This window comes from Bradyrhizobium sp. 142 (assembly GCF_023074015.1).
Taxonomy (GTDB): domain Bacteria; phylum Pseudomonadota; class Alphaproteobacteria; order Rhizobiales; family Xanthobacteraceae; genus Bradyrhizobium.
In genome coordinates, this window is record NZ_JADPKQ010000029.1 from 1 (window position 1) to 15,355 (window position 15,355).

The 15,355-nt window shown below is 60.5% G+C and carries 16 protein-coding genes and 2 pseudogenes; 8 read left to right on the forward strand and 10 right to left on the reverse strand.

From position 1 onward, the window contains the following. The 3 genes from IVA82_RS02275 to IVA82_RS02285 form a co-directional block, all read right to left on the reverse strand. Positions 1 to 219: hypothetical protein (locus tag IVA82_RS02275; protein ID WP_247381721.1), on the reverse strand; the 219-nt coding region annotated here is incomplete at its 3' end. Between the two features lie 649 nt (positions 220 to 868). Then, positions 869 to 1,084, reverse strand: a complete 216-nt coding sequence (locus tag IVA82_RS02280) for a hypothetical protein (protein ID WP_247381723.1) — start codon at positions 1,082 to 1,084, stop codon at positions 869 to 871. Between the two features lie 194 nt (positions 1,085 to 1,278). Further along, positions 1,279 to 2,064 (reverse strand): DUF6282 family protein, encoded by a 786-nt coding sequence (locus IVA82_RS02285; RefSeq protein ID WP_247381725.1) that lies wholly within the window; start codon positions 2,062 to 2,064, stop codon positions 1,279 to 1,281. Between the two features lie 643 nt (positions 2,065 to 2,707). Here IVA82_RS02285 and IVA82_RS02290 point away from each other — a divergent pair. Continuing rightward, positions 2,708 to 3,385, forward strand: a complete 678-nt coding sequence (locus IVA82_RS02290) for a protein-L-isoaspartate(D-aspartate) O-methyltransferase (RefSeq protein ID WP_247381726.1) — start codon at positions 2,708 to 2,710, stop codon at positions 3,383 to 3,385. Between the two features lie 78 nt (positions 3,386 to 3,463). Continuing rightward, the gene (locus tag IVA82_RS02295; protein ID WP_247381727.1) at positions 3,464 to 4,006 is read left to right on the forward strand and encodes a hypothetical protein; all 543 of its coding nucleotides are present in this window, start codon (positions 3,464 to 3,466) and stop codon (positions 4,004 to 4,006) included. Between the two features lie 244 nt (positions 4,007 to 4,250). On the opposite strand, the gene IVA82_RS02300 is transcribed toward IVA82_RS02295, so the two are convergent. Further along, on the reverse strand, positions 4,251 to 5,420 hold the full coding sequence (locus IVA82_RS02300; RefSeq protein WP_247381729.1) for a saccharopine dehydrogenase NADP-binding domain-containing protein: 1,170 nt from the start codon (positions 5,418 to 5,420) through the stop codon (positions 4,251 to 4,253). 521 nt (positions 5,421 to 5,941) lie between these two features. Between IVA82_RS02300 and IVA82_RS02305 the strand changes: the two genes are divergently transcribed. Continuing rightward, complete coding sequence (locus tag IVA82_RS02305; RefSeq protein WP_247381731.1) at positions 5,942 to 6,280, forward strand: hypothetical protein; 339 nt, start codon at positions 5,942 to 5,944, stop codon at positions 6,278 to 6,280. Between the two features lie 72 nt (positions 6,281 to 6,352). On the opposite strand, the pseudogene IVA82_RS02310 reads toward IVA82_RS02305, so the two are convergent. After that, positions 6,353 to 6,587, reverse strand: a pseudogene (locus IVA82_RS02310) (xanthine dehydrogenase family protein molybdopterin-binding subunit); the annotation flags it as partial. A gap of 141 nt (positions 6,588 to 6,728) precedes the next feature. Between IVA82_RS02310 and IVA82_RS02315 the strand changes: the two are divergent. Beyond that, entirely contained in the window at positions 6,729 to 7,511 is a 783-nt protein-coding gene (locus IVA82_RS02315; RefSeq protein ID WP_247381733.1) for an enoyl-CoA hydratase/isomerase family protein, read from the forward strand. A gap of 83 nt (positions 7,512 to 7,594) precedes the next feature. Here the strand turns inward: IVA82_RS02315 and IVA82_RS02320 are convergent, their stop codons facing one another. Then, positions 7,595 to 8,128, reverse strand: a complete 534-nt coding sequence (locus IVA82_RS02320) for a hypothetical protein (protein WP_247381735.1) — start codon at positions 8,126 to 8,128, stop codon at positions 7,595 to 7,597. On the opposite strand from IVA82_RS02320, the pseudogene IVA82_RS02325 reads away from it, so the two are divergent. Further along, positions 8,124 to 8,621, forward strand: a pseudogene (locus IVA82_RS02325) (TrbI/VirB10 family protein); the annotation flags it as partial. The gene IVA82_RS02320 and the pseudogene IVA82_RS02325 sit on opposite strands and share 5 nt — an antisense overlap. A gap of 8 nt (positions 8,622 to 8,629) precedes the next feature. Then, a complete protein-coding gene (locus IVA82_RS02330) occupies positions 8,630 to 8,872 on the forward strand; it encodes a DUF2274 domain-containing protein (protein ID WP_247381737.1) in 243 nt (80 codons plus the stop codon). Here IVA82_RS02330 and IVA82_RS02335 read toward each other — a convergent pair. The 4 genes from IVA82_RS02335 to IVA82_RS02350 all read right to left on the reverse strand — a co-directional run bounded on the left by IVA82_RS02335 (position 8,845) and on the right by IVA82_RS02350 (position 13,129). After that, the gene (locus IVA82_RS02335; protein ID WP_247381739.1) at positions 8,845 to 9,768 is read right to left on the reverse strand and encodes a LysR family transcriptional regulator; all 924 of its coding nucleotides are present in this window, start codon (positions 9,766 to 9,768) and stop codon (positions 8,845 to 8,847) included. The two genes, IVA82_RS02330 and IVA82_RS02335, sit on opposite strands and share 28 nt — an antisense overlap. 119 nt (positions 9,769 to 9,887) lie before the next feature. Beyond that, positions 9,888 to 10,520 carry an acyl-homoserine-lactone synthase gene (locus IVA82_RS02340; RefSeq protein WP_247381741.1) on the reverse strand — a complete coding sequence of 211 codons (633 nt, stop codon included), beginning with the start codon at positions 10,518 to 10,520 and terminating at the stop codon, positions 9,888 to 9,890. Positions 10,521 to 10,607: 87 nt separating this feature from the next. Then, positions 10,608 to 11,336, reverse strand: coding sequence for a LuxR family transcriptional regulator (locus IVA82_RS02345; protein WP_247381743.1), 729 nt, complete (start codon positions 11,334 to 11,336; stop codon positions 10,608 to 10,610). A gap of 626 nt (positions 11,337 to 11,962) precedes the next feature. Continuing rightward, positions 11,963 to 13,129 (reverse strand): dihydrodipicolinate synthase family protein, encoded by a 1,167-nt coding sequence (locus tag IVA82_RS02350; RefSeq protein WP_247381825.1) that lies wholly within the window; start codon positions 13,127 to 13,129, stop codon positions 11,963 to 11,965. 1 nt (position 13,130) lies between these two features. Here IVA82_RS02350 and IVA82_RS02355 point away from each other — a divergent pair, with 1 nt between their 5' ends. Next, entirely contained in the window at positions 13,131 to 14,333 is a 1,203-nt protein-coding gene (locus tag IVA82_RS02355; protein ID WP_247493151.1) for a LacI family DNA-binding transcriptional regulator, read from the forward strand. Then, positions 14,330 to 15,334, forward strand: a complete 1,005-nt coding sequence (locus tag IVA82_RS02360; RefSeq protein WP_247381748.1) for a Gfo/Idh/MocA family oxidoreductase — start codon at positions 14,330 to 14,332, stop codon at positions 15,332 to 15,334. The genes IVA82_RS02355 and IVA82_RS02360 overlap by 4 nt, the downstream gene beginning before the upstream one ends. Positions 15,335 to 15,355: the final 21 nt, after the last annotated feature.

The window sequence follows — 15,355 nt, forward strand, 5'->3', positions numbered from 1 at the left end:
GATCGCCTTGGCGAAGTTGTCGCGCGTCAGTGCGCATGCTGCGACCGTCGCCTCCAGCTTGTTGCGGACCTTTTCGTCGGCATCGAGGTCGGCTTCCAGCAGGTGGTGCTGGAGCTTCGCCTCAGCGTCAACGGACGCCGCCTCAGCAGCTTTATGACGGCTGTGAAGGGTCGCGGCGCGTGCGCGCAACCCCACAAGTTCGTGTTCCAGTTCTTCCATGAGGGATTTTCGTCGAAAGAGTGCCATGCGTCCAGAGTACGGCCGATCGCATGCTTGGCGAAGGCTGGACTTGTGGAGGGCGCCAAACGGCGAGGGAGTTTATGTCGACTTGGCAGGGTTGTTGTGGCGTGCGCCAACTTAATTATGAAGGCGGCGCTTCCGGTACCGAAGGCGAAGTCTACAACGCTTATTACAGCGAGATGGGAGGCGTGGGCGCGGCGCCAGCGCCAAAGCCCCGCACCCCAACAACAGAGGGACAAGTCGTGCGGTTCCAGAGACGGCCTAAACCTCAGCCCGGTCTATCGGCTGCACGCCATTCAACGAGGCCAATTATCCGAAAATCAATCACGGCACTGCTGATTTTCACGATCTCGGTGGCTCTGATCGTCGCATATAGATTTCTGACGCAGTAACAATAGCGACTGCGGCCGCATCATCTTCTGCGGCTACGTCCGTATCAGGGCGACGCCAAGGATCATGAAAGTTGCGCCGGCAAGCCGGATCAGGCTCGCGGGGTGAACGGGAATGCCGAGCAGATCGAGGCGGTCAGATGAGGCAGGATTGATATCCGCTTGTCCCCCAATTGCGGGGCAAAGGCGGAGTCCAACGGACGACGCATCAGCTATGTGCATGTTTGGTGCTATGCCGGCTACACATCAACGCGCTCTTGAACACCTGCTGTCTCAAGGGGCGTCCGCTTCACAACTTCGCCGGAAAGGCGAATGACCACGTCGTGCTCATACGTCTTTCCGTCTATCGTAATCGCGCCAAATGTGGTGTTCTCAATCCTCATCGCGACCTCCTTTTCATCAGACTCCCGCTCCAACACGCAGCGATGAGGCGCCTCGAAGCCGGCATCATTCAAGAGCGCTCCAGTTACCGGATTGGGGCGGAAGGGAAGGTGGTGTTGGAGCGAATGTCGTCCATGCATTGCCCGCGGCGTGCTCAGGCACACCTATTCCTCTATTCAGGCGCGTGCCGCATCAGCGGTAACGGACCGCGAGTTAGCCCATCAGCAGCTTGCCAGTCACCTCCCGTCCCATCGTCGTGATCTGATCTTTAGTCAGGCCGGCCTTCATCAGATCGGTGACGAACAGTTGCAGCCCGTCGGCCGGGCTTGGATTGCCCGTCTGACCGAGATCGGTCGCCAGTATAAAGTTTTCTGCGCCAACTTCCTTCACTGCGGCGGCACTCTCCTCGACCTTCACTCGTCGCCAGTGCCGCATCCACTCCATGCGCCTCCGGTCCCATCAGTGGACCCATCGCGCACAGCTCGAGCTTCGCGCCCATCGACGCGGCCTTCTTCATTTGCTCGAAGTCCATGTTGACAACCTCGAACTGAGCATGGGTGACAACCATGCGATCCACGCCGGCGTCGCGGCCCGCCTCGATGACAGCGAGGGCCTCGCTTGGCGATAGATGCCCGGTCTGAACGACGAGCTTCTGCTCGGCGCAGATTTTGAGTACCTCCCGCACTGCCGGAAGAACCTTTCCGTTAGCGTCGAGCACCTTGATACCTTCCGGCGCGTCCTTGAAATGCTTGACATGGTTGTCGGCATCGAAGGTGGGGAACCACACGACGCGGCCGAAGCCACCCTGCATGCGCCACATCCAGTTAACGGCATCCGGATTTATTCCGCCGACCGGTGAATTAAGGACGACTCCGCCGAATACTTTGAGGCCGGCAACGTGCTTGCGCGCGAACCAAGCCCGGTCCGCAGTCGGCACGACGTGATTTTTGAGAACGAGCGACTCCAGCCCGCGAGACTTATAGAGGGTCGCGACCTCCTCATCGTCCAGCGACCGCCCGAAGACGTCGGGCGCCGCGTGAACATGCGTATCCATGAGACCGGCGATCGGGCTCACCGCCGGCGGCGGTGGTGGAAAGACGCGGATTTGCGCGAATACCTCGCGGGGGCCGACAACTGTCGCCAGCCCGGCACCGCCGACGATCGCAACCCCAGCTTTGAGTAGCGCGCGCCGTGTCGCATGGCCTTGCTGCGTATGGGCGTCATGGGTGCAGCCCATGTGGATCCCTCCGGGCACCCGCGGCCTTCCGCAACTATCCGTGAATTTCCATCTCGGGAGATAGGACCAGCTCATTGTGATCCTCCGTTGCTTTCACCAAAGCGTTCCGCGCTGCTGGAGCAGCGCGAGCCTGCGAAATGTAAATGCTGGCGGCGTAGGTAAAGGAGCGGCGCCGGATTGCCAGTCAAAATGCCTGCCGACGGCACGGTCGCTGCCCGCTCCGCCGCGAAGATTTCGGCATGTCCCGCTTCAAAGGCAGCTGGCGAGATTGTACAATCTTTCTCGTCCGTTTGAAGGCGTCTCGTTGTCCTCAATGGGCCTGCGACGACTTAGCGCGTCATGGACGATGGAGTTCCGCTTGAGGAACTTTGTTCATCTGCCCGCGGGAGCGGTCGTGACGGGTGGCCAGTGATTGCAATAGCCTGGCGGGTGCACCGCTCTATGCCCTTGAAAGTTACCAATGCGAGCAGAAGACGTTGAGGCTTTGCGTAAAGACATGCTCGCGGTCATCGCCGCCAGCGCCTTTGCGCTGCGTGACACAATCGGCAAGAGTGCCTTTGACGAACGCGTCATGACGGCCATGGGCAAGGTGCCGCGGCATGAGTTTGTACCAATCGAATTTCAGCCGTACGCGTATGCCAATATTCCGCTTCCAATCGGCTTCGAAAAGACGATCTCGCAGCCATTTGTCGTCGCCTTAATGACCGATCTGCTCGACATCAAGGCCGACGACAGCGTTCTCGAAATCGGTACCGGTCTTGGCTATCAGGCCGCCATCCTCGCGCAGCTGGCCCGCAAGGTATACTCCGTTGAAATCATCGAAGAGCTTGGCCAGAAGGCGAAACAACGGCTCCGGCAGCAGGGCTGCAGCAATGTCGAACTCAAGATTGCAAATGGCTATCACGGTTGGTCAGAGCACGCTCCCTTTGACAAGGTGATCGTGACGGCCGCTCCCGATCTCATTCCTCCTCCGCTGATCCACCAATTGAAAGCGGGTGGGAAAATGGTGATACCGGCCGGCCTGCCCAATACGCAGCAGCTCATGCTGGCGGAGAAGCTCGCCAACGGCAGAATGACGATGAAGGAGATTCTGATCGTCCGGTTCGCTCAACTGGAGGGGACTGGATCCGGCTTGTAATAAGCCGGTGGCGCATCCGCAGCGGAGCGTGGCCACAATGATCGAGAGCATCAGCGCGGTTACCCTCGCGACCCCCACATGTCGCGCGCCGTCCACTTCTACTGCGGCCTTGGATTTGAGAGCGTTCACGGTGGTGAGGCGGTTGAATTCACGAGCTTCCTGGCGGGAAAAAGCGCTCTGCGTCGCGAGAGTAGAAAGAGACTGGTAATGCTCGGACCGGAGGCCAACCCGATGACCACCTCGAAAACGATCGCCCGCCTGATCGGTCCTACGCTTGTCGCAATCGCTGCCGGAATGCTGCTGAACATTGGCTCGTTCCCTGAGTTGGCTGAACAGGTTTCCCGCAACCCCGCGCTCATCTTCGTGTCCGGTGCCCTCTTGTTCGTCGCAGGACTTGCCATTGTGCGCGCTCACAAGCGCTGGACGAAGGAATGGCCGGTGCTTGTGACCCTCCTTGGCTGGCTTGCCATCCTCAGCGGCCTTGCACGAATGCTTTTCCCAACCGGCCTGGCCGCAATTGCCGGCGGAATTGGTCAGGCCACCCGCGCGATCATTCCAGGAGCCATCGTGCTTCTGGGGCTCGGCGCCTTCCTCTCGTTCAAGGCATATCGACGTGACTGAGTACGCGCTCCCTTTCCAGCGAGCGTTTTGATGATAGCTTCAGGTCATTCGCGTCGATTTGGCCGTGATTCGGCCATGTCCGGTCTGCCCCCTGAGAGCCGACGCAGGGCCGTGGGTCGGATTCGTCGCGTACGGGGCCAGAAGCGTCCATTGAACCGGATTTGAGGCTCGCGCTCGCCAAGCCGCGCTTTCGTTGATTGCGATCCACGATATTCAGCACGCCGCTGCAGTTCTGAGCGCTACCTCAACGCGCGCTGAAGGTGAGGCCGGCGCGCTCCTTCAGACGCTTGCGCAACGCCGGACCCATCAGCGCGCCCGGCGTCCAGGTGCCGCCCTCGCCCTGCACGTCGCGCACGAGGCAGAGAGCACTCTCGGCGATCATCTTGCTGGTCGAGCCATAGCCGGGATCGCGGTCGCCCGTGACTACCGCCTCGACCCGTCCGCCATCCGGCAGCTCGCCCAGGAAGAGGATGTCGTAGAAGCCCTTCTCGCGCTCTTCCCGAGTCGGGCCTGCGCCGGGTTTAAGACCGCCGGTCCTGAACAAGGAAACCATCGTGGCGAACGTCTCCGTCGTCACGCGTCCGATTTCCCCAAATCCCGGCGCGACCATCATCTCGTCGTAAACGAAGTCCGTGCCGTAGAGATGACCTAACAGGAAATTCGTGCGGTGCACGTTCTTGGTGTTGATCGGCGCCATGGGGAACGGCACGAGCCACGCGTTCATGCGCGGGTCGTATTCGGGGATGAGGCCCGACGGCTGCGATGGCCCGATGAACCCCGGCGTCAGCGCGAAGGGATCGGTCAGCAGCCGGACCAAGGCTGGGTCGCGCGCGGCGGCGGCCAACGTCGCCTGAGCGCTCGCCGCGGTGCCGCCAGACATGCCGCCTTTCACCTTGCGCAGGCGGGCTCTGACCCGCCGCGCCGGGCGTCCGAATTTCTCGCGCGCCTTCTCCTGCAGCGTGAGCACGCCGAGATCGAACGGGATGGAATCGAAGCCGCAGGAGAAAACGATGCGCGCGCCGGTCCGTTTCGCCTCCTCGTGATGGGCGTCGATCATGCGCCGCATCCAAGCCGGTTCGCCGCAAAGATCGACATAGCCAGTGCCCGTGGCCGCGCAGGCCGCCACGAGCTCGGGACCGTAGGCCTGATAAGGCCCGACCGTCGTGATGATCACGGCCGCACGCTCGCACATCGAACGCAGGCTGGCCGGCTCGGCGGCATCCGCCTTAACCAAGGGCAAATCGTCTGGTGCGCCGATGTCGGCACGCACCTTCTGGAGCCTGTCGGTCGAGCGTCCCGCGATCGCCCAGGACGGAGCATCGTCGCCGCGATAGGACGTCGCCAGATATTCGGCGATAAGACGGCCGGTGTAACCCGTCGCGCCATAGACGATGAGGTCGAAGTCCCGCTTCACGACGTTGGTCCTCCTCGAGACCCGGGAGAGCTATCTTCAGATCCGTGTGCAATCGCTCTGTACGCTTCGCGGTCACTGTCGCCAGGGGCCACGCAACATTCGCTACCAAGCGGACGCGACCCCTTACTCGGACCGGTCTTCCACCGGCTGGATCGCACCAGCTTGCCTGGCGCACTCATTCGATCACCTCGTCGGCGCGGGCAAGCAGCGCCCAAGAGGTGGGGATGCCAGGCCATTTTGTGCTGTCGTGGAGCCCGGCGAGGACACGAGACGCTCAGCACGAGCAGCAAGTGCCATTTGAGGGTCCGCCGCTTCATTGAACCGTCCCATCGCGTTTGACGGAGGATACCACAGTTCCCGCCCTGCGGCGCGTCATGGCCGGTTGGGGTCGTGTGTCACGAGCGCCGTCTGAGTACGACGGTGCAGAACCATACGAGAGATGAAGGATGTGTGATCGGCGTCGGGACCCCACGCCGATCCACAGTCATGGGCTCTGTGGCCGTCCTGAGAACGTCCCCGGAATGAAGGAATTTCCCCCATGCCCGGTCGCCGCTGGCCGCGTTCGAAGTCTCGCGCTGTTTGATGATCAGGGCTATCCTTTCTCCGCCATGAAGCTTGGCCCCGGTGGCGGCTCTCGGGTGCAAGAAACGCACTGTTGCGTTGGTGATCAAATGACGCACGGCGGCCAAAAGGGTTTCGGCATGACAAAGCACGGCCGGTCCGGGCACGCGACCCGATCGCCGCGCTTCCGCTTCCTGCAGAAGCTCGATGCGCAAAAGAACGATCGCAAGGACCGCTCTCGGATCAAGGACCCGAAAGAGTCGGTCGAGGAGCTATTCCATCCCCGGAAAGCAAAATGAGACCTGACGAACTATCCGCGCTCGCGGCGATCGATCTACTCGAAAATGATGTCCAAGAGTGGTGTGATTGCGGGTAGACGGCTGTGCTTGCACGTGCAGCATTCCGGAGGCGACGAGCTCGCCATAGCGTAGTCGCGTGCCATCCGGACCGATGACCGCGCCGTTCTCGGTTCGCAGGCTTTCGATCGGCTGGCTCAGCCGAGGCCTCGCCGATCAGCAAGTCACGCACTTGCGCGGCCGCGTTCTGGATCGCCGCGCCGCTGTCCTGCATGGAGTGACTGCCCGCAGTGTAACCCTCGTTTGCGGTCAGTTTGACGCATCCCTCGTTCGATCGCGCTGCAAAATTGTGTCGAGGCGCTAAGGCGGCACATCATCGTAGATTGCACTTGCGCCTGTAGTGCATCTGCCGCAAATGTCGGGCAAGCAGAAGACAAAAAGCGAGCGTGCCATGACCGACACCACAAGCGTCATCACCGAAAAGCGCGGGCAGGCGTTCTGGATCACCATCAACCGGCCGGAGAAACGCAACGCACTGAACGGCGACGTGATTGCCGGCATCGCCAAAGGGTATCGGAACGCGCATGACGACAAGGACGTCCGGGTCATCGTGCTGACGGGCGCGGGCGACAAGGCGTTCTGCGCCGGCGCGGACCTGCAGAACTCCGGCGCGGCGTTCGCGATGGATCATTCCAAGCCGAATGTCGACTATGCCGATCTGTTGCGGTTGTCGCAGAACGCGACCAAGCCGGCGGTTGCGCGGGTCGGCGGGGTCTGCATGGCCGGCGGCATGGGCCTGCTATGCATGACCGACATGGCGGTCGCCGCTGATCACGTGATCTTCGGCCTGCCCGAGGTGAAGGTTGGCGTGTTCCCGATGCAGGTGCTCAGCCTGTTGCAGAGCATCGCGCCGCAGCGGCTCGTCAATGAATGGGCGCTTACCGGTGAGCCGTTCGATGCGAGGGCAGCGCAGGCGGCAGGGCTTCTGAATTACGTCGTGCCGGCGGCCGAGTTAGATGCCAAGGTCGACTGGCTGATCGGCCGCATCATCGACAAATCGCCGACCGCGATCCGCCGTGGCAAATACGCCATGCGCGCGATCGCGTCGATGTCGTTTGACGAGAGCATCGCCTACACCGAAAGTCAGATCGCACTGCTCGCGATGACCGAGGACGCCAAGGAGGGCCTGAAGGCATTCAGCGAGAAGCGCAAGCCCTCCTGGACAGGGAAATAGCTCTCTTAACGCGCAGGTCCTCGGTTCGAGGCTTGGAGCCTCCCACCAAAATGAATCAATGGCTTATGTCGCGGGCCGCGCCGTCATTCCGACGAGCGACGAGCGGCTAGTCCGACAAGAGCTGCTTTTGCCCGCTCCTCACGGCGCTTCTTGGAGCCTGCGATCAGCTGTTTACGCGTGCGCTTTGCATAGGTAGGAATTTGGTGGCTCGATCGATGGCGGGCAGCGGCCCGCAATTCAGCATCCGTGAGATCGCTGTCCGCACCTTCGGTAAAACCACCGTGACGGAATGAGGTAAAGGAGAGTTCGCTGCGTAGCCCAGCTGCTGCAACAATCTTCTTTACGACACTCCGTAGATAACGCAGATCTTTGCGCTCTGTAGGCCATGGGAGCGGGGCAGGTGACCTACGATGCTCATGATCGCGCCGAAAGACCAATCCCCAAACCGTCTTTGCCTTGATGGCATCGAGCTCCGCCATCAATTCGGGGAAGAGAGGCTCGCCCATTTCGTCGAATAGTGGCCACCAAGCTTCCTCGCCATTCTTCGGATGCACAATTCTTACGCTGTTTGGTCGCTCAGTTGGCCGATAGTGCGAGATTTCGAAGGCGCCGATCACCGCGCAAGTAACAGAAAGCGTCTTCGATTCGCCGACCGGTCGTCTCCTGCTCGTCCCGCAGGGGGCGCGCTTGATCGGGGTCTACGACAGCCAGGTCGCGTTCGGCCAGTCTCGCGTCCTGCTGGTTTGGACCCGCCTCATCATGCCGAATGGCCGTTCGATCGTTCTCGAGCGGCAGCCGGGTGCAGACGCGGCAGGATATGCCGGCCTCGAAGACGAAGTCGACAACCATTGGGGCGAATTGCTCAAAGCTGCGGCCCTGTCGACGCTCCTGGCTGTCGGCACTGAGCTTGGTGCGGGTTCCGACACCAACAGCAATGATAGTGCGATCATCCAGGCTTTGCGGCACGGAGCCGGGGACACGTTGAATCAAACCGGCCAGCAGGTTGTCCGTCGCAGCCTCAATATTCAGCCGACGCTGACCATCCGTCCGGGATTCCCGGTCCGCGTTATCGTCAATCGCGATCTCGTTCTCGAGCCATATAGAGGGTGACGGCAGTTATGGCCAAGCTCAAGATTGGAACGCTGCCCGACGACAAGCCTGTCAAGATCACTCTTGAATTGCCGGCTTCCGTGCATCGAGATCTGGTCGCTTACGCGGCAGCGCTTGCGCGTGAAACGGGTCAGCCGGTCAATGATCCGGGTAAGCTGATCGTGCCGATGCTGGCGCGGTTCATGGCCACGGACCGTGGGTTTGCAAAGCGGCGTCGCATGACTCATTCACCGGACGTCAGCGAAGGATAGCGTTCGGCCAAAAGTTTGATAAAGCCGTTCAAGGCTGGGTTCTCGTTATCGGCTCGCCAATGTGCCGAAAAGTCAACACGTGTCGGCCCCGTCCCATCGCGCAATTCGCGATAGACCAAGCCAGCGAAGCTCGCGCCAAGGTCTGATTCTAGGACTAGGCTGATCCCAAGCTTCATGCTGATAAGACTCTTGATGATACCTCGGCTGACGTCATGCCGTTCGATCTTCGGTCGATCTGCGGGAGAGACAAGCTTTGAAATCAAGAGATCCTCAAGCTCGCGTCCGGGATCGTGCCGGCTTAGTAGGACGGTCTCATTTCGGAGGTCTGTCCAATAGACTGCGGTTCGTGCTGCCAATGCATGATTTTCCGGCATAGAGACCAGGATGCGCTCACTCCACAGCGGGCGAACATTATTGTCCAGCAGCGGCACATCTCCAGTTACAATGAGAACGTCCGCCGTGCCATTTCGCAGCGCCGTCGCAAGACGCGTCCGCGACCGCTCGACCGTTGCAAGTTCGATCCGAGGATGCCGGTTCTTGAATTCGGTTAGTGTCGCTCGCAAATTTCCCGCGGAAATGGAGGTGCAAAAGCCGATCGAAAGGCGGCCAGCTTCGCCTCGCCCGTTCGACTTTGCTGTTGCAACAAGCACATCGACCTGCTCCAGAATTAACCTGGCCACTCTCAAAACGCTTCGTCCAGCTGGCGTTGGCTTTACCCCTCCGCCTGAGCGCTCGAATACAGTGACGCCGATCCGATGCTCAAACTGGCGAATAGCTCGACTCACGATCGAGTGTTGAATAGACAGTAACTCGGCGGCTCGCCGAATACTCCCATAATCAACGGCTGCGATCGCAAACTGGAGCTGCTGCAGGTCAACAGCGAGCACCCGGGACATGCGGGACTTATCCATTGTCTCGTTTCTCAAAGCCCGCGAAGCGGGCGATCGCCTTGCATCGCGCCGCAGCCAGCGATGTCGGTTTAGAGTTAACAGAGCTGTTCGTCTGGAGATTAAGGTCAGGCGACCGCGAGAATGACCGGCTCCCAAAGGACGGGCCCGGCGAAACCACCCGCGTTACGAATCCTCGCCAGCACGTCAGTGGATATCTCGAGATAACCTGCAACGGCCAAGGTATTTCCAAGGTTGCACGGGTTGCCTAGGCGCCGCAAGGGCCAGCCGGCGCGGCGCAGAATTCGCGCCATTCGAGCGTCGGTTACTGTGACGATATCGGAAAGTTGTCGCGAAAGGCCGAATTCCACCATCCCAGCGAACAATTCATATGTGGCGCGGGCAATACCGTGCTTTCCTTTTGGAGCATCTGTCGCAACGTCCAATGCGAATCGGCTACTTTCCCATATTGAGCAGTTCGATGGCGCGCCGTGACCAGCAAGGAGTACAGGAAAGGTATCACGCAGCATAGTAGGCCCGACAGTGTGCAGTAGTCGAACGCAACCTTGTACACGTCCGTCCGTTGCTAGCTGCACGAGGTAGGTAGGATGAAGCGCGTCAAAGCTGTCAACCTCCATATCTCCGCTGGTATTGACGTCCCAGTCTAGCCGCTCTTTGAAAACTCGATAGCGAAGCTGGTACATTGCGATGAGAGTTTCTGTAAATGCACCATAGCTCTTCTCGGTAATTAACTGGATCATGATCGCCTCCAAACGACACTTGTCACGCGTTATGGAAGCTGGCTTCCTGATTGGACGCATCACCCGTAGTTGCGGGGGAGTCCTGCCTTAATTGTGCTCTCCTCCTTTTGCAGCTGCCAGGCGTATCGCTGCTTGCACTAGCGTACGGACGCCCAGTTTTTCCTTCGCATTCTCAAGGTATGAGGCGACGGTATGACGCGAGATGCCAAGGATGCATCCTATTTCCCAAGCGCTCTTGCCTTCTGCAGCCCACTCCAAACATTCGAGTTCGCGAGGAGATAGGACCGCGTCGCCGGTTCTCCGATCGCCCGAAAGCTTACGTCGAACGTGAGCATGGAAGTACATTGCCATGAGTTGAAGGACGCGCGCGTGCGAATTGATGCAGCTTTCGAACTGCGGCCGCTTTTCGTCTGTGGCGAAGGTCAATGCAGCGATGGGACCATGACCATCGTGGATAGGAACTGTAAAACCGAATCGGATTCCAAAGCCGGAAGCTTCATGAAATAGTTCGTGCTGTACCGAAGAGAGTGGTCTCGCAGTTAAGCCTAAACCCCACCGGAAGGGTTCCGGATTCTGGAGCGCTTGTGTAATGATGGGATCAATGCGCTCGTAATGGCTGCGCAAATAGTGAGTAACCCAATCGGCAGGATATGTTGAAATTACAAGAGGTTCTCTGCTTAGCCGACACGGCAGTGCAAGGTATGCAAAACAGGACAAATCCATCGCGGCTGCCGCAGTAGCCATCGCTCTGGAAAAAGCCTCAGCGTCTCCAGCGCTCGACAGTAGATCAATGAACCGTTGATAAACGTGGTGCATTAAGATCTCCGCACTGCCTGCCCGTGATCGCATTCACTGAGCCCGATCGCGCCTACCGACGCGCTGCGGATCGCTCGCGAGCCAGAGTGCGGGTAGTCTTCGACAACTTTCGACGCTTCCGTGAGTTGCTGGCATGGAGTAGTGACGACCGACTCGAAAACGCTTCTCGAAGTCGTCAGGCAGTTGCCGATACGGCACTTGCAGCATACAGGTGATCTTCATTGGGCTCGTACTCCTCCATTTGTGAGAATTTGAGTGCATACGAAACATTCTGGCTGCTACATCACGACGAATCGTCGTCCGGATTAACCTCGCTTAGTGCTTGAACTCGATCGCGGGCCGGATCCATTCGGCAAGTGGATGACCATCGAGACGTATGATCGGTGGCAGCTCGTGGAGAGAGAGACCCACATTTGGGAAGTTGTCTGTGTAGAACATCAAAGGCTTTCCGCGTCTTGAGTCCTCGTGGGCGACTTCACCATGCGCAAAAGCCAACCGTTGTTAGCCCGTCTTCGCGGATTCGCGCGGGTCTCAATCGGACGTCTCATGCGAGCGTCATCAGAACATGTCCCAACATAATCCACACGGTTCCTGGAAGTGCCGGCCGCCCTTGCCACAGATAGCCTTCAGATGCCTATTCCGTTGATCTCGCAGAACTGCCGCATGCGATAAGCGGCGCGGTCTGGATCGACGAGGAGGCGGGCCGCGTCAGCTAACCGGAATATGTCCGCGTAATGGAGGATGCCACGAGCCGATTCCATGCCGCCGACCATTCGGAAATGGTCCTGGAAACCATTGAGCCAGGCGAGGAAGACCACGCCCGCCTTGTAGTACTGCGTCGGCGCTTCGAAGATCCGCCGCGACAGCGGCACGGTCGAATCGAGGATGGTGTGGTAGCCGGCGCGATCGCCGTCCGCGAGGCGATCAAGGGCCGCGGCTGCTGCCGGGGCGATCGGGTCAAAGATGCCGAGCAGACCGTGCGAGAAGTTCCGGCCATCGCCCTCGATGAGGTCGGCGTAATTGAAATCGTCACCGGTGTACATGTTGACTCCGGTCGGCAGTCGGGCGCGCATGCGCTCCTCGTGTCGGCGCTCCAGCAGCGAGATCTTCACGCCGTCGATCCGGTCGGCATGGGCGGCGATGAGGTCGAGGCAAGTGCTCATGGCCGCCTCGACCTCGTGCGAACCCCAATAACCGGCGAGAACCGGGTCGAACATGGCGCCGAGCCAGTGCAGGATGACTTTGTTGCGACAACCAGAGATCAGGCGGCCGTAGACGGCGAGGTAATCATCGGCGGAACGCGCAATGCAGCAGAGCGCTCGACTTGCCATTAGGATAACGCGGCCACCGTGGGCTTCGACGTGGCCGATCTGCTCTTCGTAGGCCCTGATCACGTCATCGAGGCTGCGCGCTTCGCTCGGGACGAGCTGATCGGTGCCGGCACCGCACGCAAGATCGACGCCGGGGACGGTCTTTGCATCGGCGAGGGAGCGGCGGATTAGTTCCTTCGCCCTAGACCAGTCGAGGCCCATTCCGCGCTGCGAGGTGTCCATGGCTTCGGCGATCTTGAAGCCAAGTCGCCACAGGTGATGCCGAAAAGCGAGAGTTGTTTCCCAGTCGATAGCGCAGTCGGACCACGGACCATGTGGAGTGAGCGGGTCCGCGACCACATGCGCTGCCGCATACACTATCCGCGGGAAGCCGCCGACGTGGCTCGTCGTGTAAGGCGACGCGGGGCCGAGGTCATAGCTTTCGATTGCACCATCGTTTCGCGGCAAAAATAGCGATGCCACCATGTTTCCTCCTCTCCCATGCAGCCATTTTTGGAACGTTCCAATAGAATGTATATCACGAAGGGAGAATTTTCAACAGATTTCCCGTCAAAAAGGCGCTTGCAAAGAATCTGCCTCTGCGGTATTGGAACGTTCCACTAAACTAGGGAGCGCAAGCATGGTGGGCGCGAGGAGCGCAGCACGCCCGGTCACGATCATCGATATCGCCCGGGAGGCCGGGGTGTCGAAGTCGACTGTGTCGCTGGTCCTTAAGATGAGCCCGCTCGTCAAGGACGAGACTCGTCAGCGCGTGACCGCGGCCATGGACGCGCTCGGCTATGTTTACAACCGTGGCGCAGCCAGTCTGCGACGGGCGCGATCTGACATCGTCGGCATGGTGATCAACGATCTCGCCAATCCCTTCTTTGCCGAGCTCGCCATCGGTATAGAGCGCGCCCTGCAGAATTCGGGGGTCATTCCCTTCATTGCCAACACGGCCGAAAGCGTGGTGCGCCAGGCCGAGGTTGTGCGTTCGATGCGCGAGCATGGGGCGGCTGGTCTCATCCTCTGCCCGGCGCTCGACACTGATGCCGCGGAGATCGAACGGCTCGGATCCCATCTGCCTGTCGTCCTCGCGATCCGACGTATCATTGGCGCCCGCGCCTCGCTCGTCGTTTCCGACAATGTAGCCGGCGCTGCGCGGGCAACCGAACACCTGATCAACCTCGGTCATCGCGACATCGCCTTCCTCGGCGGCATTGGTCATATGGTCGTCTTTCAGGACCGCGTTGCCGGTTTCACGCGCGCCATGAATCAGGCCGGCCTTGCCGTCCAGCCATCCCTCATAGGCGAAAGCATGCCGACCAAGGACGGGGGCTTCAACGCCATGAGCCGATTGCTCTCCGTCGACAGGCGGCCGACGGCGGTGGTCTGCTTCAATGACGTCGTGGCCATCGGCGCGATGCTCGCCATCGCACGGTACGGGCTTGCCGCCGGGCGCGACATCGCGATCGTTGGCTTCGATGACACGACCGAGGCGCGTCACGTCTCGCCGGCCCTGACCACTGTCTCGGTCGATACCGGAGGCCTTGGCGAGCGGGCCGCGCAGATCCTGCTCCGGCAGATCAATGAGGGTGAGCGGCGCCGCGATACGTACACTGGCGAAGCCAGGCTCGTCGTGCGCGAGAGCTGCGGGGCAAGACTCGGGCGGAGGATCGCGTCATGAACCAAGTGCGCTGGGGATTGATTGGTGCGAGCACGATCGCTCGGGAGTGGATGATCGACGCAATCCGCGCGGCCGGCGGCGAAGTCGTGGCCGTCATGAGCGGCGACCCGGAGCGCGCTAACCATTTTGCTGCTGAGAACCGCATCGCGACAGCGGTGACGAGTCTCGATGCGCTCCTTGGGAGCGGTATCGACGCCGTCTATATCTCGACCACCAACGAGCTACATTGCCCGCAGACGCTCGCCGCGGCCGCGGCCGGCAAGCACGTGCTTTGCGAGAAGCCGCTCGCGCTGAATCTCGCCGACGCAAGACGCATGGTAGAGGCCTGTAAAGCCGCCGGCATCGTGATGGGGACAAACCATCACTTGCGCAACGCTGCGACCCACCGAGCGCTCCGTGCCGCGATCAAGCAGGGCCGGATCGGCCGGCCTCTCTACGCGCGCGTATTTCACGCCGTCTACCTGCCGCCGCATCTACAGGGCTGGCGTATCACGACGCCTGGCGCCGGCGCCGGTGTCATCATGGACATCACCGTGCACGATGCTGACACGCTGCGCTTCGTTCTCGACGAAGAGCCGACCGACGTGACCGCTTTTTCCCAATCCAGCGGCATGGCAGTCGGTGGCATCGAGGATGGCGTGATGGGTGTCGTCCGGTTTCGCTCGGGCCTGATCGCTCAGTTCCACGATGCCTTCACCACGAAATTTGCAACGACCGGCTTCGAAGTCCACGGCAGTGACGGGTCGCTGATCGCCACCAACTGCATGACGCAGCGCCCAGTCGGCGAGGTCCTGTTGCGCACCGCTGCCGGCGAGGAGCCCCTGCCGCTCGACCAAGAGAATCTCTATGCCCGAGCCGTCAAGGCCTTTCACATCGCAATCCGAGGCGACGGTACGCCGGCCGCCACCGGCGAGGACGGCGTGCGCGCGATGGCCGTCGCGCTTGCGGCTCTCGAATCGACTGCGACCGGACGCGTCGTGACTGTCGTTCCCGGGCTTTGAACAGAACGGAGCTTCGTCGAT

Bases quoted from the DNA above. Each gene is read 5' to 3' on its own strand.
- IVA82_RS02285 (WP_247381725.1), bottom strand. From the start codon at position 2,064: ATGGATACGCATGTTCACGCGGCGCCCGACGTCTTCGGGCGGTCGCTG.
- IVA82_RS02290 (WP_247381726.1), top strand. From the start codon at position 2,708: ATGCGAGCAGAAGACGTTGAGGCTTTGCGTAAAGACATGCTCGCGGTC.
- IVA82_RS02295 (WP_247381727.1), top strand. From the start codon at position 3,464: ATGTCGCGCGCCGTCCACTTCTACTGCGGCCTTGGATTTGAGAGCGTT.
- IVA82_RS02305 (WP_247381731.1), top strand. From the start codon at position 5,942: ATGAAGGAATTTCCCCCATGCCCGGTCGCCGCTGGCCGCGTTCGAAGT.
- IVA82_RS02315 (WP_247381733.1), top strand. From the start codon at position 6,729: ATGACCGACACCACAAGCGTCATCACCGAAAAGCGCGGGCAGGCGTTC.
- IVA82_RS02330 (WP_247381737.1), top strand. From the start codon at position 8,630: ATGGCCAAGCTCAAGATTGGAACGCTGCCCGACGACAAGCCTGTCAAG.
- IVA82_RS02335 (WP_247381739.1), bottom strand. From the start codon at position 9,768: ATGTCCCGGGTGCTCGCTGTTGACCTGCAGCAGCTCCAGTTTGCGATC.
- IVA82_RS02340 (WP_247381741.1), bottom strand. From the start codon at position 10,520: ATGATCCAGTTAATTACCGAGAAGAGCTATGGTGCATTTACAGAAACT.
- IVA82_RS02345 (WP_247381743.1), bottom strand. From the start codon at position 11,336: ATGCACCACGTTTATCAACGGTTCATTGATCTACTGTCGAGCGCTGGA.
- IVA82_RS02355 (WP_247493151.1), top strand. From the start codon at position 13,131: ATGTTTCCTCCTCTCCCATGCAGCCATTTTTGGAACGTTCCAATAGAA.
- IVA82_RS02360 (WP_247381748.1), top strand. From the start codon at position 14,330: ATGAACCAAGTGCGCTGGGGATTGATTGGTGCGAGCACGATCGCTCGG.